Raw genomic sequence first — 17,781 nt, 5'->3', positions numbered from 1 at the left:
ATGCACGACCTCGATATCGTCATCCTTGCGGCGGGCAAAGGCACACGGATGCGCTCTCAACTTCCCAAAGTGCTGCACACGCTGGCGGGCAAGCCCATGGTGCAGCACGTGCTGGAAACGGCCAACGGCTTGAACCCTAGCCGTACTCACGTGGTGATTGGTCACGGTGCCGACCAGCTGCGTGAGGCGCTGGCGGAGTTCAAGGTCTCGTTTGCGTTGCAGGAAGAGCAGAAGGGCACCGGACACGCGGTCGCCCAGGCGCAGCCTCAACTGGGCAGCGGCATCGTGCTGGTACTGTATGGGGACGTGCCGCTGATTCGCCGCGAGACGCTGGCGAGTCTGCTGACCCAGGTGGATGAGCAGCACATAGGACTGCTCACCGTCACGCTGGATGACCCCAGCGGCTATGGGCGTATCGTGCGCGATAGCGATGGCCACGCCGTGGCGATCGTCGAGCAGAAAGATGCTACCGACGAGCAGTTGGCGATTACCGAGTGCAACACCGGCATCATGGCCATGACCAGCGCCCAATTGAAGCGCTGGCTACCCCAGCTGTCGGCAGAGAATGCCCAGGGTGAGTACTACCTGACCGATGTGATCGCCATGGCGGCCAGTGAGGGCATTAAGGTGGCCACCGCGCAGCCGCAGCAGGCTATCGAGGTAGAAGGGGTCAATAATCGTGCGCAAATGGCCCGCCTCGAGCGTGCCTATCAGCAGCAGATAGCGGAGACGTTGATGGCCCAAGGCGTTGCCTTGGCCGACCCCGCACGCATCGACGTGCGCGGTAAACTCACCTGCGGTCACGACGTCTTCATCGACGTGGGTTGCGTGTTCGAAGGGGATGTCGAGCTTGGCGAAGGCGTGCGCGTTGGCCCCTACTGCGTCATCAAGAACAGCACCATAGGCGCGGAAAGCGAGATTCACAGCCATAGCGTGATCGATACGACCGTGGCGGCGGGCCTGAATCAGGTGGGGCCCTACGCGCGGCTGCGTCCCGGCACGCGCTTGGCGGTCAAAGCCAAAGTCGGTAATTTTGTCGAAACCAAAAATGCCGATGTGGGTGAAGGTAGCAAAATCAATCATTTAAGCTACGTGGGTGATGCTCGCTTGGGGCGCGATGTGAACGTGGGCGCGGGGACCATCACTTGCAACTACGACGGTGTGAACAAGCATCGCACCGAGATAGGCGATAACGCCTTCATCGGCTCCAATACCGCGTTGGTAGCCCCCGTCACGGTGGGTAAAGGAGCCACCGTCGGTGCAGGTTCCACGATCGCCAAAGACGTGGCCGAGCACGCCCTAGCCGTGACGCGCAGCCGACAGCTAGAAAAGCCCGACTGGCCTCGCCCGGTGAAAACGACTAAATAAGTGCATCGACACGTTGAATAACACGGCGTGAGAACGCCCTAGGAGAAAGAGTTATGTGTGGCATCGTCGCAGCGGTTGCACAGCGCAATGTGCAGGGAATCTTGCTGGAAGGCCTTAAACGCTTGGAGTATCGCGGCTACGACTCCTCTGGCATGACGGTGCTGAACGGCGGTGACTTAACACGGCACCGCGCCTTGGGCAAAGTCTCGGCGTTGGCCGAGCGGTTGGATGCCGAAGCGCTGCCGGGCCACAGCGGAATCGCCCACACCCGCTGGGCCACCCACGGCAAACCCTCCGAGGCCAATGCGCATCCGCACCACAGTAGCGATCACGTGGCCGTGGTGCATAACGGCATCATCGAAAACTACGAGCAGATCAAAGAGACGCTACAAGGCAGCGGCTATGCCTTCACCTCGGACACCGATACCGAGGTGATCGCCCACCTGCTGGCGGAAAAACTCGCCACGGGGAAGACGCTGTTCGACGCGACCCAAGAGATCGTGCATGGCCTGGGTGGCGCTTACGCGCTCGGCGTGATGAGCGCAGCCGAACCCGAGGTGGTGGTGGGCGCACGCCAAGGCAGCCCGCTGGTCGTCGGGGTCGGGATCGGCGAAGCGTTTCTAGCCTCGGATCCGCTGGCGCTTTTGCAGGTCACCGACCGCTTTATCTACCTGGAAGAGGGCGACGTGGTCGAGCTTCGTGAGGGCGGCGCCCTTCGCATCGTCGACCGGCAAGGCAACCCGGTCGAGCGCCCCGTGCAAACGTTCGAACACGGCGACGGTGCGGCCAGCAAAGGTGACTATCGTCACTACATGCTCAAAGAGATTTTCGAGCAGCCCAAGGTCATCGAAGCCGCCCTGGAAGGACGGCTAAGCGCTAGCAGCGTGCTGGTCGAAAGCTTTGGACCGGACGCCCAGGCGTTGTTTCAGAAGACGCGCCAGGTGCATATCATCGCTTGTGGCACCAGCTATCATGCTGGCTTGGTCGCGCGTTATTGGCTGGAGCGCTACGCCGGGGTACCGGTACAGGTCGAGGTGGCGTCCGAGTATCGCTACCGTCATCCGGTCGTGCCGGAAGGCACGCTGTTCGTAACGCTCTCTCAGTCCGGGGAGACCGCCGATACGCTGGCGGCGCTGCGCTTTGCCAAGACGCTGGGGTATGTTGGCTCGCTGGCGATCTGCAACGTACCCGGCAGCTCCTTGGTGCGGGAGTCGGACATGTCGCTGATGACCCGCGCAGGCCCCGAAATCGGCGTGGCCTCGACCAAAGCCTTCACCACCCAGTTGATTGCGCTGATGCTGCTGACGCTGTCCATCAGCAAAGCGAAGGGCCAGCCCGAGCAGCCAGAGATCATTCGTGCCCTGCAGACGCTGCCCGCGATCTGTCAGCAGGTGCTGGGGCTCGACCGGCAAATCGAAGCGCTTTCCCAGGCGTTCGCTGAAAAGCATCATGCGCTGTTCCTGGGGCGTGGAGCGCACTACCCGATTGCTCTAGAAGGCGCACTGAAGCTCAAGGAGATCTCCTACATCCATGCCGAGGCCTACCCGGCCGGCGAGCTAAAACACGGCCCGCTGGCGCTAGTGGATAGCGAGATGCCGGTCATCTCGGTAGCCCCCAACGATGACCTGCTGGAAAAGCTGAAATCCAATCTCCAGGAAGTACGCGCCCGAGGGGGGCAACTGTTCGTGTTTGCCGACCACAAGGTAGGCATCAGCCCCCAAGACGACATTCGCGTACTGGAGCTGCCAGACGTCCACGAAGCGCTGGCTCCTCTGCTCTACACCTTGCCGCTGCAGCTGCTGAGCTACCATGTCGCGGTCTTGAAAGGCACCGATGTGGACCAGCCGCGTAACCTTGCCAAGAGCGTGACCGTCGAATGATCGGTGCGTCACAAATAATTGCAATTGGATGAATAAAGCGCTTTACAAGATGCGGCAAATGGCCGCATCTTATGCGCCATCGCTGCGTTGCAGCACATAGTTAGTGTGCTTATTATCGTGGCGGTATTCTCTAACCCTGCCAGGATCACGCTGCTATGAAACCACCTAACGCCCTTGCAACTCGGCATCCTGCTTGCCGCGTTGCTTGGTTGTTGACCGCACTCTGCCTATTCGCTTTTCCATCGCTCTCCTTTGCTGCTGCCGGCCCTCTCGATCTCACCGCCTCCCTGACCGGTATTGCCTCCGTCACTATTTTCATTCTGGCCTATGCCCTGGTCATGAGTGAAGAAATCATCCACATGCGTAAATCCAAGCCCGTGCTGGTGGCCGCTGGCCTGATCTGGGCCATGGTGGCGTGGGTCTACGTGCAGGCGGGTATGCCCCATGAGGCAGAGAGCGCCTTCAAGGAGACACTGCTCGAGTACACCGAGCTGCTGCTGTTCCTGCTGGTGGCGATGACCTATATCAATGCCATGGAAGAGCGTCGCGTGTTTGATGCACTGCGCGCGTGGCTGGTGCGTAAGGGGTTTAGCTACCGCAGCCTGTTCTGGATTACCGGCTGTTTGGCCTTCGGTATTTCGTCCATCGCCAACAACATGACCACCGCCATGCTGATGTGTGCCGTGGTGCTGAAGGTGGCCGAGGGGGATAACAAGTTCATTGGCCTGTGCTGCGTGAACGTGGTGGTGGCCTCCAACGCGGGTGGTGCGTTCAGTCCGTTTGGCGATATCACTACGCTGATGGTATGGCAGGCCGGTCAGGTGCCGTTCGAAGGTTTCTTCGCGCTGTTGGTGCCCGCGATCGTGAATTTCATGGTGCCTGCGGTGATCATGAACTTCTTCATCGTCAATCGTCAGCCCGCTGCGCTGATCGAAAACGTGTGGTTGAAGCGTGGTGCCCGGCGCATCATCGTTCTGTTCTTGATCACCGTGGCGATCTCGGTGCTGTGCCACTCGATTCTGTACTTACCGCCCGCCATGGGCATGATGTTTGGTCTAGGCCTGCTGCAATTCTTTGGCTATTACCTGCGTCGCAGTCTGCCCCGCTCGCTGGAGCGCAAACGTGAGCGTTACTCACGCCGGGGCGACTGGAAGAAGCTCGAGCAGTTAGGCAGCGTGGTGCCGTTCGATATCTTCAGCAAAATTGCCCGCTCCGAATGGGACACGCTGCTGTTCTTCTACGGGGTCGTGATGTGTGTCGGTGGCCTTGGGTTCATGGGCTACCTGAGCTTGCTGTCAGAGACGCTCTACGGCGGCTGGGACCCGGTTTGGGCCAACGTCGTGCTGGGGCTGATTTCAGCGGTAGTGGATAACATCCCAGTGATGTTCGCGGTGCTCTCCATGGCCCCGGATATGTCGGAAGGCAACTGGCTGCTGATTACTCTGACGGCAGGGGTGGGGGGCAGTCTGCTCTCCATGGGGTCTGCTGCCGGGGTGGCGCTGATGGGCCAAGCTCGAGGCATCTACACCTTCGCGGTCCATCTGCGTTGGGTGCCCGCCATTTTGTTGGGCTACGCCGCCAGCATTGCAGCGCATCTGCTGATCAACGCCAACCTGTTCTAAGCGTCGCTTGGACGTTTGCCTAGCCATATGGCTAGGCAAAAAACGCCCCTTATCGAACCGATAAGGGGCGTTTGCGTGATAAAGCGATTAAATTCTGACGGGTAATGTGCCTTGCGAGGGTTACAGGTCGTGTCCGGTAATCACCTGGCAGATATCGGCGAAGCTTCGAGCCATGGGGACCACCGTCGTTGGAAGCTTGGCTGGGATTCGACTTCCCATCACCGTTTGAATATCGGTGGCGGAGATGATGCCTCTCACGCTCAGCTCTTCGTTCGGCTTGCGTTCGGTGATCAGCAGGTGCTGTTCGGTAAAGCTTTCCATCGAGAGCACGAGGTCTTCGATGGTGAGCGAGGCGAGCTGCTCCAGCGGCATGGCGCTGAGTTTCTCCCAAGGCGTCATGATCATCGCGGCCGTCACTTCGGAGCGCTCCAAATTGCGCTGCTGCATGGCCAGGTTGATGCGCCGGGTGCCGATGACCTCTTTCGCGGTGAGCACGCCCACGCAGTGAGACTGTTTGTCCATCACGAACAGCAGGCGGATACCGCCATGACGCATTTTCAAATGAGCCTCATCGATGGGCGTGTCGCCCGCGATGGATTGCGGCATGACGTGGGTAAAGTCGGTGAGTACCGACATGGCCGGGCTGTCGGGAGTGAGCTGCTTGGGTGCCGGGGTTGTGAGTAGCGGGGTAGCACCAAACTGAACGAGCGGCTTATGGGAGTGCAGGGATTGGTTCATCGTGGGGTACCTCCGTGGTTGTGAAGAAGCAGGTCATTCACTACGCGCCTGCTCTGTACCTTCACATTTGCACGGAATTCTTATCACAATCTTAAGAGTCTGCCGACGTTACATTTTTTCTCATTCTTTCGCATGGCGCAGTGTCAGCGCTTCTCTTGCCAATACTGCTCGAACGCGCAGGCCGCGGCCCGGGGCGTCCTCCAAGTGCAATTGGCCCTCATGGCGTTTGACCAGACGTTCAACGATGGATAACCCCAGCCCCGCACCGGCACCTGGGCCCGCTCGCTGAAAGCGCTCGATCACCCGGCTGCGCTCTTCGGCAGGGATGCCGGGGCCTTGGTCGTCCACCATCAGCGTAATGCTTTGCGGGGCGGCTTCGAGGGTCACGGTAATGGTGCTCTGCTCGGGAGCATGCTGAAGGGCGTTGCCGACCAAGTTCTGTACCAAGGTTTCAATGGCACCAGGCTCCTCTTCCATACGCCAATCGGCGTGGTCATCGGCAGTGAGCAGTAACTGCTGCTGGCGCTCGGCGGCCAGCGGCGAGAGCTTTGCCAGTGTCTCCTGAGTTTCCAGCAGCACGTTGGCGTAGCGCAGCTCAGGCAGCGGCTCCTCTTCGGGGTCGAGGCGGGCCAGGGTCAGCAGTTGGGAGACCAGCCGTGTCGAGCGGGCGACGCCGCTGCGCAGGTGATGAAGCGACTCTTCACGATCTTCGGCGTTCTCGGCCGCCAGCGCATTTTGGGCGTGAAGATCCAGCACGGCCAGCGGAGTGCGCAGCTCGTGGGCGGCGTCGGCAATGAAGCGTTTTTCGCGCACGCGCAGTTGGCGCAGCCGCTCCAGCAGCCGGTTCAACGCCCCCGCAATGGTGCCCAGCTCTTGAGGCAGCGGGTAGAGCGGTAACGGTTTTAGATTGTGCGGGTCGCGGTTACGGATCTGCTCTGCCATGCGAGACAGGGGGGCCAGCCCCCAGCCAATGGACCACCATAGCAGCAGCGTTAAAAAGGGTAGCCCAATCAAATCGGGCAGCAGGGTACGCAGCGCCACGGCGCTGATCAGCTCACCGCGCACGTCTGCGCGCTCGCTGACCACCACGCGTTGGGTGCTGCCAGGTACGTCGAGCACATAGACGCGCCAAGCGTACTCATCCACCGTCAGCGTCGAGTAGCCAACGGGTTGCTGCACCAGTGGCGTGCTGGGTCCGCTGGCAGAGCGTAGCAGCAAACGGTCCTCTTCCCAGAGTTGAAAGGCCAGTTCACGTAGGCTGCCGTCTAGAGGCGTTGCAGCACGCTGATTGGGGGCTGAGAGCGCCGTTTCCAGGCTTTTAATAAGCAACGACTGATCGTGCGCAGGCAGCGGGGCTTGCAGTAGTCCCTCTAACAACGCGGCGTTTTGCGCTAAGCTCCTATCGTGCAACGCTTCGATTTCGCGCGCGGCATAGCGGTAGCTAATGTAGCCAATGATCAGCATGCTAATGCCAAAGACGAGCAGGACGAGGCCTAACGTGCGGCGGCGAATGGATGTCATGGCGCGGCCTGCTCGGGTTTATCCATGACGTAGCCGATTCCTCGTACCGTTCGCACCACATCGGGAAACAGCTTACGTCGTAAATGGTGGATATGGACCTCGATGGCATTGCTCTCGACATCCTCTTCCCATCCATAAATCAACCGAGTGAGCGTATCGCGGGTAAAGACACGTCCAGGATGGCTCATGAACTCTTGCAGAAGCGCGAGCTCACGGCGTGAGAGGGGAACCGTCTGGTGCTGGTACGTCACGATCAGCGTTTGAGGGTCCAGGCTAATACCACGAAATTTGAGCACGCCGTTGGTTTGACCTTGGCTACGACGCAGCAGGGCACGTAAACGCGCCTTGAGTTCATCCACCTCAAATGGTTTGGTGAGGTAATCATCGGCCCCCGCATCGAGCCCTTCGATGCGATGGTCCACGGCGTCACGGGCAGTGAGCACTAAAATGGGCACTTGGCTGCCCAGGCGCCTAATCGTCCGTAACACGTCCATGCCGTCCACGTGAGGTAAACCGAGGTCCAAAATCACTGCATCGAAGGGTTCGCTTTGAAGAGCACTAAGCGCCGCATCTCCATCGGTAAGATGATCCACCGTATAGTGTTCGGGTTTTAGGGCGATGCGAATTCCCGATGCTAAGCTGGGGTCGTCTTCTACTAATAAGAGGCGCATAACGTGGGATGAACCCTCCTTGACGCATAGGGGCTTTTTCAAATTACCCGGTTATCTAACATGACACGTTGTTCGTTACTCAGCCACATTGTCGTTCAGCCCTGTCCAGAGCACCGGCGGCGTGAAGCCCTGCTGCATCTGGCCGCCGTCCACGATCCTGCCCTTCAGGCTGGGTTGCAACATGCCCTCACCACGGCCAGTGCGGACGCTTGGCGCGGCCTGTGGGTCGCGATGGAAGACGAACACATACGCGCGGCCGCCTGGGTGCAGCCGCTGGCGAACCACACGGCGCAGCTATGGCTCCCCCGGCACAACGACGCTGCTGTCCCATCGCTGCTGAGTGCCTTGCAAGGGTGGGTACATCGCCAGCCCATCACGCTTTGCCATGTGGCGCTACCTGCGCCGTGGGCCGCGTGGGAGGACGTGTTAGTCAATGGGGGGATGCGGGCCATGGCTACGTTGGAGCATCGTGTATGGGCGTGCCAACCCCCCGTTGCTCCCCAGGCATCGCTAGGATTACGCCCGTTCACGACGTTACCCCTGGCCGAGCAGCATGCGCTGTTGGCGCGAGTAGGGGAAGCGTCGTTGGACTGCCCGGCGCTGCGCGACGCGCTGCCGGTGAAGACGCTGCTAGCGGGGTTCCAAGCCCAAGCGGCATCGGCTCACCCGCCGCACTGGTATTGGTTGGAACACCAAGAAAAGCCGGTAGGAGTATTGCTGCTCGCTACCCTTTCTTCGCACTGGAGCCTGCAACTGATGGGGTTGCTGCCCGACTGGCGGGGGCGAGGATTAGGACGAGCCATCGTTCGCCATGCGCAAACCTTGGCCGCTCAATCAGGGGCACACTACCTCAGTTTGACGGTAGATGCGCAGAACACGCCAGCTAGGCGGGTATACGACCAGGCGGGTTTCGAAGCGCTGGGCCGTGAGCGCCTCCTGGGTTGGTACTGAAACGGGCTTTCGACCCGCGTATGGCGGCCGTGGGTTGAATTGCCGCGCTTAGTAGCATTTTCTTACCCTTTATGTTCTCGGTATACTAACTCTATACGTATGTCTTGGCGTTTCGGTGCCCCGGTGGCAGCGTCCATCGGAAGTGGCACGGCCGCACCCCGGTAAGAGCGGTGTCTCCAAGCGCTAGGTATCCAGCATAAGCAAAAAACGGACGCACTCGTTTTGAAGCGCAACGCGTTTACTACATAAAACTCAAGAGGTGGTGAGAGTGAAATCTAAGCTGATCATGAGCGGGCTGGCGGCCCTCGGCGTCATGGCAGGCACATCCGGTGCTTATGCCCAAGATGCAGCGCGTGACGCAATCGCTGAGCGCCTAGCGCCGGTAGGACAACTCTGCCTTCAAGGCCAAGACTGCGGCACGGCAGCAGCCCCCGCGGCTTCTAGCAGTGGCGGTGATGGTGAAGTAGATGGCGAGGGTATCTACAACAACGTCTGTATGGCGTGCCACGAAACCGGCGCGGCCGGTGCGCCGGTACGCGGTGACGAAGCCGCTTGGGCAGAGCGTACCGAGCAAGGCTTTGCCACCCTGCTAGACCATGCCATTAACGGTATTGGCGCGATGCCTGCCCGTGGCGGCAACCCGAACCTCTCTGATGAAGAGATGGAAGCCGCGGTTGCCTATATGGTCGAGCCCGTCATGGAAGTGCCTGAGCTAGGGGGCGGTGAAGAAGAAGCCGCAGCAGAAGCCTCTGAAGAGAGTGCGAGCGACGACATGGCAGCAGCCGACGACGCTGCAGAAGAAGAGTCTGCGAGCGAAGCCGCCGCCGCCAATGAAGAAGAAGCTGCCGGTGGCGACAGCGGTTTAGACGGTGAAGCACTCTACGCCAGCGTTGGCTGTGCGGCGTGCCACGGTGCTGGCGTTGCCGGTGCACCGAAGCTGGGCGATGCGGAAGCCTGGGGCCCGCGTATTGAGCAGGGTACCGACGCACTCTACCAAAGCGTCTTCAACGGTAAAGGCGTGATGCCGCCGCGTGGTGGCAGCAGCGCTTCCGATGAAGAGATTATGGCCGTGGTGGATTACATGGTCTCGCAAGCACAGTAAAGGCGAGCGGCCCGCCCTCATGAGCGGGTAAGCCAAGCGTCATAAACTATCCACAGGTGGGTGCTCCAAACTCCCTGTGGATATTTTTTTGTGCGATACATCGCGCTTGCCCTGCCCGCTTATCCCAGCAGCGAGCGCAGCCCGGCAATCGCATCTTTACCGCGTGCCTGCTTTTTCTCCGGGTCTTCTTTATCGGCGCGGCCCTCCCACTCCAAATCATCCGCGGGCAGCTCATCCAAAAAGCGGCTGGGTTGGCAGTCCATTAGCTCGCCATAGGCCTTTCGCTGGCGGGCCAGCGTCAGCGTTAGCGTACGCCGTGCGCGGGTAATGCCCACATAGGCCAAGCGGCGCTCTTCCTCTACGGTATCCATCTCGATGGCGTTGCGGTGAGGCAGCAAATCCTCTTCCAGGCCCATCAGATACACATGGGGGAACTCCAACCCTTTGGAGGCGTGCATGGTGAGCAGCTGAACCCGATCCGAGTCATCCTCCTCTGCCTGCTGTTCGAGAATATCCCGCAGCACTAGGCGCGAAATGGCCGCTTCCACCCCGTCGGTTTCTGTTTCGGTGGAATCTGTCGCGTCTTCCGTGTCGCGGTTCAGCGACTTCTCCAACTGATCAATCAATATCCACACGTTGGCCATGCGCCGCTCGGCAATAGTAGGGGCGCTGGCGTTTTGGTAGAGCCACGCTTCGTAATCCATCTCCCGCAGCATGTCGCGGATCGCGGCAATGGCATCACCCTGATCCATCCGTTTGCGCACGCCATCGATAAAGTGGGTGAAGCGCGCGAGCCGCTCCACGGCGCGGGTAGGTAGGGTTTGCTCAAGCCCTAATTCATGGCAGGCGGCGAAAAGCGAAATCGAGCGCTCGGTGGCATAGTTGGCGAGCTTCTCCAGCGTGCCGGGGCCAATTTCGCGGCGGGGCACGTTGACGATGCGCAAAAAGGCGTTGTCGTCGGCGGGGTTAATCAGCAGGCGCAGGTACGCCATGGCGTCTTTGATCTCGTTACGAGAGAAAAACGACGTGCCGCCGGAGAGCTTGTACGGAATTTGGTAATGCTGCAGCTTCAACTCCAGCAGCCGCGCCTGGAAGTTGCCCCGGTAGAGCACCGCAAAATCGCGCCATTCGGCTTTTTCTTTAATGCGCCGGGTGAGCATCTCACTGGCGACCCGCTCGGCCTCGGCCTCTTCATGGCGGTTTACCACCACGCGAATCGGCGCGCCGTCGCCCATATCCGACCATAGGGTTTTGTCATAGACGTGGGGGTTGTTAGCAATCAGCGTGTTGGCGGCGCGCAGGATAGTGCCGGTGGAGCGGTAGTTCTGCTCCAGTTTGATGACTTTCAAACGGGGGAAATCCTCCCCCAGCGTAACCAAGTTTTCTGGCCGCGCGCCCCGCCACGCGTAAATCGACTGGTCGTCGTCGCCTACCACGGTAAAGGTGGCGCGTTCCGACATCAGCAGCTTTACCAGCAGGTACTGGGAGACGTTGGTGTCCTGATACTCATCCACCAGCATGTAGTGGATTTTACGCCGCCAGCGGGCTAGCGCCTCTGGGTCGCGCTGTAAGAGCACCACCGGCAGCAGAATCAGGTCGTCGAAATCCACCGCGTTGTAGGCTTTCAGGTGACGAACGTAGGCTTCATAGACGCGGGCGGCGAAGTGCTCGTCATCGTCGGCCGCGAACGAGAGCGCATCCCCTGGCAGCACCAGGTCGTTTTTCCAGGTCGAAATTTTGGCCTGCACGGCGTTGATCTGCTCGGCATCCACCTGGGCATCCTTGTTCATCAGGTCCCGCAGCAGCGCCTTGGCATCCTCAGGGTCGAACAGCGAAAACCCCGGCTTGTAGCCCAGGGTTTTCAGCTCGCCGCGAATGATATTGAGCCCCAGGTTGTGGAACGTAGAGACCGTCAGCCCGTGGCCCTCTTTGCCCTTTAGCATCTGGCCCACCCGCTCTTTCATCTCTCGGGCAGCTTTGTTGGTAAAGGTCACCGCGGCAATTTTGCGCGCGCTCATGCCACACTCTTGCACGAGGTAGGCAATCTTGGTGGTGATCACGCTGGTTTTGCCCGACCCCGCGCCCGCCAGTACCAGGCAAGGGCCATCGATGTAGCGCACCGCTTCTTGCTGGCGTGGGTTGAGCCCTTTGATACGGCTAAGAATGCTCTTTGGCGGTTGGGGCGTCATGGCGAAGGGTGACCTCTACAAGTGTTTCAGGGCAATTTCTATTACAATCAGCGGCGCTGACGAAGGCGCAGCAGGCAAATACAGCAGGTAACTCATAGGCAGGTGGTGATGTTTGAAGTAGCGCTATTCGAGCCGCGCATGGCTCCCAATACGGGCAACATTATGCGCCTAGTGGCGAACAACGGCTGCCGTCTCCATTTGATCGAGCCGCTGGGCTTTGATCTCGAAGAGAAAAAGCTGCGCCGCGCTGGTTTAGACTACCGCGACCTTGCCAACGTGACCCGCCACGCGGATTTTACGGCGTTTTACACCGCCATGCAGGGGCGCACCATCTGGGCGATTACCACCAAGGGCACCCGCGCCCACAGCGATGCTAACTTCGCACCGGGGGATGTACTGCTGTTCGGTTCAGAAACCGCCGGGCTCTCCCCAGAAGTGCACGCCATGCTTCCGGCGGAGCATAAACTGCGCATCCCCATGCAGCCTAATAACCGTAGTTTGAATCTCTCCAACGCGGTAGCGGTGGTGAGCTATGAAGCGTGGCGCCAGCAGGATTACGCCGGCGCCCTCGAGATTTAGACTTACCCGGCAATGCCGTATTGGTCGCGGTAAGCGCGTACCGCATCGGCGTAGGCGAGCATCTCGCCGCCTGCGTGCTCTTCAAGATACGTCAGCACTTGCTCAAGGGTGACGATGCTGACCACCGGCATGCCGTACTGGGCCTGTACTTCTTGAATGGCGCTCTGTTCGCCTTGGCCGCGCTCCTGGCGGTCGAGGGCAATGATCACCCCACCGGCACGGGCACCGCTCTGCTCGATCAGGCTCATCACTTCACGGATCGCGGTGCCTGCGGTGATCACGTCATCGATGATCAAAATATCGCCTGAAAGCGGCGCACCCACAATGTTGCCACCTTCGCCGTGGGTTTTGGCTTCTTTGCGATTGAAGGAGTAAGGCATATCCAGATCGTGGTGGTCGGCCAGCGCCGCCGCAGTGACCGCCGCCAGCGGAATGCCTTTGTAGGCCGGGCCAAACAGCACGTCGGCTTTCAAGCCACTATCCACAATCGCCTGGGCGTAAAAGCGGCCCAGCTTGGCCAGCGCCCGACCGGTTTGGAACAGCCCGGCATTGAAAAAGTAGGGGCTAACGCGGCCAGATTTCAGCGTAAACTCGCCAAACTTAAGTACGCCCTGTTCAATGGCAAAAGCAATGAAATCGCGCTGGTAGGGTTGTAGAGTGGTGGCCACGGCATTCCTCACTAAGCGGTAGGTTTCAATCGGCACGAAAGCAACAATAAAAGTAGGGTAAATGGCAAGTTTTACTCGCTGCCTTTACCCAAACGTCTAAACGTCGGGTATCATACAGCAGCGACGCAAAAGGGACGATTTATGAAAATTGCCAGCATTAATGTCAATGGTATACGTGATGCCGTCGACCGTGGCTTCCTGGACTGGCTGGCTCAGCAGGATGCCGACGTGGTCTGCGTGCAGAACATCAAGGCGAAAAGTTTTGAACTGGGTGACCACATCCTTTATCCGGAAGGCTACGAAGGCTACTTCCTGGATGCCGAGGAAGATGGTTTCTCCGGTGTGGCACTCTATTGCCGCAAAATCCCCAAAGCCATCATGTACGGCCTGGGGTTCCCTCAGTGCGACCACGAAGGGCGCTTTCTGCAGGCGGATTACGACCGCTTCAGTATTGCCACCTTCCTGATGCCTGATGGCAGTGACCAAAAAGCCAAACAGGCGTTTATGGAGCAGTATCAGGAGTACCTGACGAAGATGTCGCGCAAACGCCGCGAATACATCATCTGCGGTACCTGGCACATTGCCCACAAAACCATCGATTTGGCCAACTGGTCAGACAACCAGCTCACTTCCGGCTTCCGCCCGGAAGAGCGTGCCTGGATGGATCAAGTGCTTGGCCCCACCGGCTTTATCGACACCTTCCGCGAAATCAATCGCGATGCAGGCGAGTACACCTGGTGGCCAAAGCTTGACCAAGACGTGCCCCGTGACCGTCAAGAAGGCTGGCGGATCGACTACCAACTGGTCGGCCCCAACTTCCGTCGTCACGTGGTGGACGCGTGGATTGATTACGATGCGACCTTCTCTGAGTTCGCACCGCTGATCGTTGAGTATGATCTAGCGCTTTAAGCGTTAGCTACTTCCCGCGTCGCACCGCCAACAGGCCAGCTTACCGCTGGCCTGTTGCGTTTCAGGGCCCGAGTCATGCTGGGCTCCTTTAACCGCGAATCCCCAGCGCTTCCCTCTGCTTCTCACGCAGTTCATCACCGGCTTTCTCGGCCAAATCCAGCATCGCGTTCAGCTCTTTGCGGTTGAACGCGCCCGCTTCCGCCGTGCCCTGTACTTCAATCAGCTCGCCGCTTTCGGTCATCACCACGTTCAGGTCGGTGTCGGCTTTGCTATCTTCGGGGTAATCCAGGTCCAGCACCGGCACGCCTTTGTAGATGCCCACCGAGATCGCGCTGACCAGCTGCTTGAAGGGGTCACCTTTGATCTTCTTTTCCCGCTGCAGGTAGCGAAGCGCATCCACCAGCGCCACGCAGCCGCCGGTAATGGCCGCCGTGCGCGTGCCGCCATCGGCCTGGATGACATCGCAATCCACGGTGATGGTGAACTCGCCCAGCTTCTTCAAATTCACCGCCGCACGCAGGCTGCGGCCAATCAGGCGCTGAATCTCCAGCGTGCGGCCACCCTGTTTGCCACGGGTCGCTTCGCGGCCACTGCGGGTATTAGTCGCGCGGGGCAGCATGCCGTATTCGGCAGTAATCCAGCCCTGATGTTTACCGCGCAGCCAACGCGGCACGCCCGCTTCCACGCTCGCGTTACACAGCACCTTGGTATCGCCAAACTCCACCAGCACGGAGCCTTCCGCATGGCGGGTGTAATCACGGGTCAAGCGAATTTCACGGAGCTGGTTGGCCTCGCGACCGCTGGGGCGAACTACATCAGGACGCATAGCACCTCACATCATGTTTAAAGTGGAAAAGCCCTCTATTGTACACGTCTGAGCGTGCGCGGATGGGCCTATCGGTTAGACTGTTCGGAATCACATTGATGGAAAGGATGCATCGACTTATGGCCGCTTCCCGCCGCGTACACAGCATGACCGCCTTCGCCCGCACCGAGCAGGCCGCCCCGTTTGGCACCCTGCAGGTCGAGATTCGCTCGGTGAACCAGCGCTACCTAGAGCCGCACTTTCGCCTACATGAAAGCCTGCGAGATTTAGAACCGGTGCTGCGCGAAGCACTGCGCACGCGCCTGGCCCGAGGCAAGGTAGAGTGCAGCGTGCGGTTCGAGAGCGCCGACACCGCCCAGGCACCGGCAGTGAACGCCCAGCGCCTAAAAGAGATTGCCGATGCCCTGGCCGCTATTCAGCAGCAGGTGCCCAGCGCCGTGCCGCCCACTACGCTGGCATTGCTCAACCAACCCGGCGTGATGGAAACCCAGCACCTGGACCAAGACGCTATCAAAGCCGCCGCCAAAACACTGTTTGACCAAGCGCTGGATGAGCTGATCGACGCTCGCGCCCGCGAAGGCGATAAGCTGGCCGAGATGATCACCACCCGCCTAGACGCGGTGAGCGAGCAAGTGACCACCGTACGCAGCCTGCTCCCGCAGATTCTGGAACGCCAGCGCGCCCAACTGCTAGAGCGTCTAGAAGTCGCCAAAACCGAACTCGACCCCCAACGCCTGGAAGCCGAGCTAGTACTGGTGGCCCAAAAAGCCGACGTGGACGAAGAGCTAGACCGCCTCACCGCGCACATCGAAGAAGTGCGCCACCAGCTCGCCCAAAAAGGCCCCAAAGGCCGCCGACTGGATTTCCTGATGCAGGAGCTGAACCGCGAAGCGAATACGCTCTCGTCAAAATCCGTGGTAGCAGAAACGACCCGCTGCGCGGTGGAGTTGAAGGTGCTGATTGAGCAGATGCGGGAGCAGATTCAGAATATTGAGTGATGCCTATGGTCGTTTTTTTAAATCTATAAGACACTGTTTTATATATTTTTTAATAAAATTCTTGTCTATGCTCGTCCACCGAAATCCCGCTTAATCCACCGCCAAGTGGGTAGTAAAGTGGGTAGTAAAATGCCATGCTATCCACCAGTCGGGCGTATTTCTGAGGTTTTGCTACCCAATATTAATATAAGTGTTTGAAATATAAATAAATATATGGTTTTTAGGCGTTGGCGGAGGGGGAGTAAAGAGCGATGGGGAGTTTTACTGCCAAGAAAACTCAATCATTGATCAGAGAAGCCAAGCCTGGGCGCTACGGTGATGGCAACGGTTTGTACTTGATGATTCCGAAGTCAGGAGCGGCCTATTGGATGTGCCGCTACACCTTCGCGGGTAAGCGTCGTGGCATGACACTGGGTAAATGCTCTGAACTCTCCTTGCTCGAAGCGCGTGAGCAAGTGGTTGAGACTCAGAAAGCCATTCGTAGCGGTACAGACCCTCTTGTAGAGCGCGTACGTGAAGAAAAAATAACCATTAGCACGGTGCAGGATCTGTTTGACGATTGGTATCAGGAGCTCGAGAAGCGACTCAAGCATCCCAACATCCCTAAACGCGTCTTTGAAAAGGATATTGCTCCTGCCATCGGTTCGCTAACGCTGGCTAGCGTTACCCCTATGGATGTGCGTACCATTATCAGAAGGGTAACTAACAGCGGTCGCCCAACCGTTGCAAATGACGCTTTGATGTACTTAAAACAGCTATTTAACCATGGCATCAAGCTAGGGTTTTTGACCTATAACCCTGCGTCTGCTTTCAACGTCAACGATGCGGGCGGGGTCGAGAAAAGCCGTGATAGAGCACTTAGCGTTGAGGAGCTCAGGTTTGCCTTTGAGGTTTTCAGAGAAAATCGCACTAGCTTTACGCGTGACAACTATCTCGCATGCGCACTGCTTGTTGTGCTTGGAGTGCGTAAAACAGAGCTCACTGAAGCCACGTGGTCAGAATTTGACTTGAACAATGCGAAATGGAACTTACCCGGAGAGCGCAGCAAATCGGGTGTGGGAATGGCGATTCCTTTGCCACCACAGGCAGTCGAGTGGTTAGAGGAGCTTCACATCCGTGCTTGTGGTTCACCTTACGTATTTCCTAGCCGTCGTAGCAGTAAGCAGCCCCATATGGGCAGGGATACACTCAATCGCGCCATTGCTAAGCTATTTGGTAAAGAACCAGGCAAGAAGCAGCAACCTGAAAATAGAATGGGTGATCTACCCGAGTTTACGGTGCATGACCTTAGGCGCACTTGCCGCAGTCTGTTGGCTGAGACCGGCGTACCTAGCCATGTGGCTGAGCGTTGCTTGAATCACAAGCTGAAGGGTGTGGAAGGTGTTTATGATCGCTATGATTACTATGAAGAGCGGAAACATGCTTTGATACGAGTGGCTGAACTCTTTGTAGATGCTACAAAGTCGGCTGATCGAACACTTAATAACTACCCAAGTATTTGATTTTATTTTATTTTTGGAGCTTTTTTTAAGCATGTTGCATATGGCTCACAGTTAGTTTATTTTTATTTCGTAATTTCGTTGGTTACGATATGAAAATACTAGGAGGGCATATGGCAAACCCCATTTCATGGGTCTTATCTAAAATTTTTGGTTTTTTTCAAAATTAGATACAGGGACCAAAGAAAAAATCGTTGATATGATTGTAGAGGCTTTCCAAGGAGCTTTTCGTAGTTACTACTAGAAAAAACGCTATGAAG

Annotated in this window: 15 protein-coding genes; 9 read left to right on the top strand and 6 right to left on the bottom strand. The window is 58.3% G+C overall.

Translation table 11 applies throughout. The features are described from left to right. The 3 genes from glmU (at nucleotide 1) to nhaD (ending at nucleotide 4,870) form a co-directional block, all read left to right on the top strand. On the top strand, nucleotides 1-1,368 hold the full coding sequence (glmU, locus tag NH398_RS11895) for a bifunctional UDP-N-acetylglucosamine diphosphorylase/glucosamine-1-phosphate N-acetyltransferase GlmU (RefSeq protein ID WP_253018732.1): 1,368 nt from the start codon (nucleotides 1-3) through the stop codon (nucleotides 1,366-1,368). A gap of 53 nt (nucleotides 1,369-1,421) precedes the next feature. Beyond that, a complete protein-coding gene (glmS, locus tag NH398_RS11890) occupies nucleotides 1,422-3,248 on the top strand; it encodes a glutamine--fructose-6-phosphate transaminase (isomerizing) (protein ID WP_253018731.1) in 1,827 nt (608 codons plus the stop codon). A gap of 155 nt (nucleotides 3,249-3,403) precedes the next feature. Beyond that, a complete protein-coding gene (gene nhaD / locus NH398_RS11885; protein WP_159343631.1) occupies nucleotides 3,404-4,870 on the top strand; it encodes a sodium:proton antiporter NhaD in 1,467 nt (488 codons plus the stop codon). Between the two features lie 120 nt (nucleotides 4,871-4,990). Here nhaD and NH398_RS11880 read toward each other — a convergent pair whose 3' ends face one another. From NH398_RS11880 to NH398_RS11870, 3 genes are all read right to left on the bottom strand, one after another. Next, nucleotides 4,991-5,608: a CBS domain-containing protein gene (locus NH398_RS11880; RefSeq protein ID WP_159343630.1), complete on the bottom strand. Its 618-nt coding sequence runs from the start codon at nucleotides 5,606-5,608 to the stop codon at nucleotides 4,991-4,993. A gap of 120 nt (nucleotides 5,609-5,728) precedes the next feature. Further along, nucleotides 5,729-7,129 (bottom strand): ATP-binding protein, encoded by a 1,401-nt coding sequence (locus NH398_RS11875; protein ID WP_253018730.1) that lies wholly within the window; start codon nucleotides 7,127-7,129, stop codon nucleotides 5,729-5,731. Beyond that, nucleotides 7,126-7,800, bottom strand: coding sequence for a response regulator transcription factor (locus NH398_RS11870; protein WP_159343628.1), 675 nt, complete (start codon nucleotides 7,798-7,800; stop codon nucleotides 7,126-7,128). Before NH398_RS11870 ends, NH398_RS11875 begins: the two co-directional genes overlap by 4 nt. 60 nt (nucleotides 7,801-7,860) lie before the next feature. Between NH398_RS11870 and NH398_RS11865 the strand changes: the two genes are divergently transcribed. Both NH398_RS11865 and NH398_RS11860 read left to right on the top strand, forming a co-directional pair. Beyond that, nucleotides 7,861-8,751, top strand: a complete 891-nt coding sequence (locus NH398_RS11865; RefSeq protein ID WP_253018729.1) for a GNAT family N-acetyltransferase — start codon at nucleotides 7,861-7,863, stop codon at nucleotides 8,749-8,751. Nucleotides 8,752-9,019: 268 nt separating this feature from the next. Continuing rightward, nucleotides 9,020-9,853 (top strand): c-type cytochrome, encoded by an 834-nt coding sequence (locus tag NH398_RS11860; protein ID WP_253018728.1) that lies wholly within the window; start codon nucleotides 9,020-9,022, stop codon nucleotides 9,851-9,853. A 119-nt stretch (nucleotides 9,854-9,972) separates the two neighbouring features. Here NH398_RS11860 and rep read toward each other — a convergent pair whose 3' ends face one another. Continuing rightward, nucleotides 9,973-12,042, bottom strand: coding sequence for a DNA helicase Rep (rep, locus tag NH398_RS11855; protein ID WP_253018727.1), 2,070 nt, complete (start codon nucleotides 12,040-12,042; stop codon nucleotides 9,973-9,975). 108 nt (nucleotides 12,043-12,150) lie between these two features. Here rep and NH398_RS11850 point away from each other — a divergent pair, with 108 nt between their 5' ends. Beyond that, nucleotides 12,151-12,621, top strand: coding sequence for a tRNA (cytidine(34)-2'-O)-methyltransferase (locus tag NH398_RS11850; RefSeq protein WP_253018726.1), 471 nt, complete (start codon nucleotides 12,151-12,153; stop codon nucleotides 12,619-12,621). Nucleotides 12,622-12,623: 2 nt separating this feature from the next. On the opposite strand, the gene pyrE is transcribed toward NH398_RS11850, so the two are convergent. Next, nucleotides 12,624-13,289, bottom strand: coding sequence for an orotate phosphoribosyltransferase (gene pyrE, locus NH398_RS11845; protein ID WP_253018725.1), 666 nt, complete (start codon nucleotides 13,287-13,289; stop codon nucleotides 12,624-12,626). A 141-nt stretch (nucleotides 13,290-13,430) separates the two neighbouring features. Here pyrE and NH398_RS11840 point away from each other — a divergent pair, with 141 nt between their 5' ends. Beyond that, complete coding sequence (locus tag NH398_RS11840) at nucleotides 13,431-14,198, top strand: exodeoxyribonuclease III (protein ID WP_054640729.1); 768 nt, start codon at nucleotides 13,431-13,433, stop codon at nucleotides 14,196-14,198. A gap of 88 nt (nucleotides 14,199-14,286) precedes the next feature. Here the strand turns inward: NH398_RS11840 and rph are convergent, their stop codons facing one another. Then, on the bottom strand, nucleotides 14,287-15,024 hold the full coding sequence (gene rph / locus NH398_RS11835) for a ribonuclease PH (RefSeq protein ID WP_253018724.1): 738 nt from the start codon (nucleotides 15,022-15,024) through the stop codon (nucleotides 14,287-14,289). 119 nt (nucleotides 15,025-15,143) lie between these two features. Here rph and NH398_RS11830 point away from each other — a divergent pair, with 119 nt between their 5' ends. Continuing rightward, nucleotides 15,144-16,022, top strand: a complete 879-nt coding sequence (locus tag NH398_RS11830; protein ID WP_253018723.1) for a YicC/YloC family endoribonuclease — start codon at nucleotides 15,144-15,146, stop codon at nucleotides 16,020-16,022. Between the two features lie 251 nt (nucleotides 16,023-16,273). After that, nucleotides 16,274-17,524, top strand: coding sequence for a site-specific integrase (locus tag NH398_RS11825; protein ID WP_253018722.1), 1,251 nt, complete (start codon nucleotides 16,274-16,276; stop codon nucleotides 17,522-17,524). The last annotated feature ends 257 nt before the right edge of the window (nucleotides 17,525-17,781 follow it).

The organism is Halomonas sp. CnH100-B, from assembly GCF_024124605.1.
Classification (GTDB): domain Bacteria; phylum Pseudomonadota; class Gammaproteobacteria; order Pseudomonadales; family Halomonadaceae; genus Vreelandella.
Note: the sequence above shows the minus strand (reverse complement) of the source record. Positions and strands in the feature narration are given on the sequence as shown.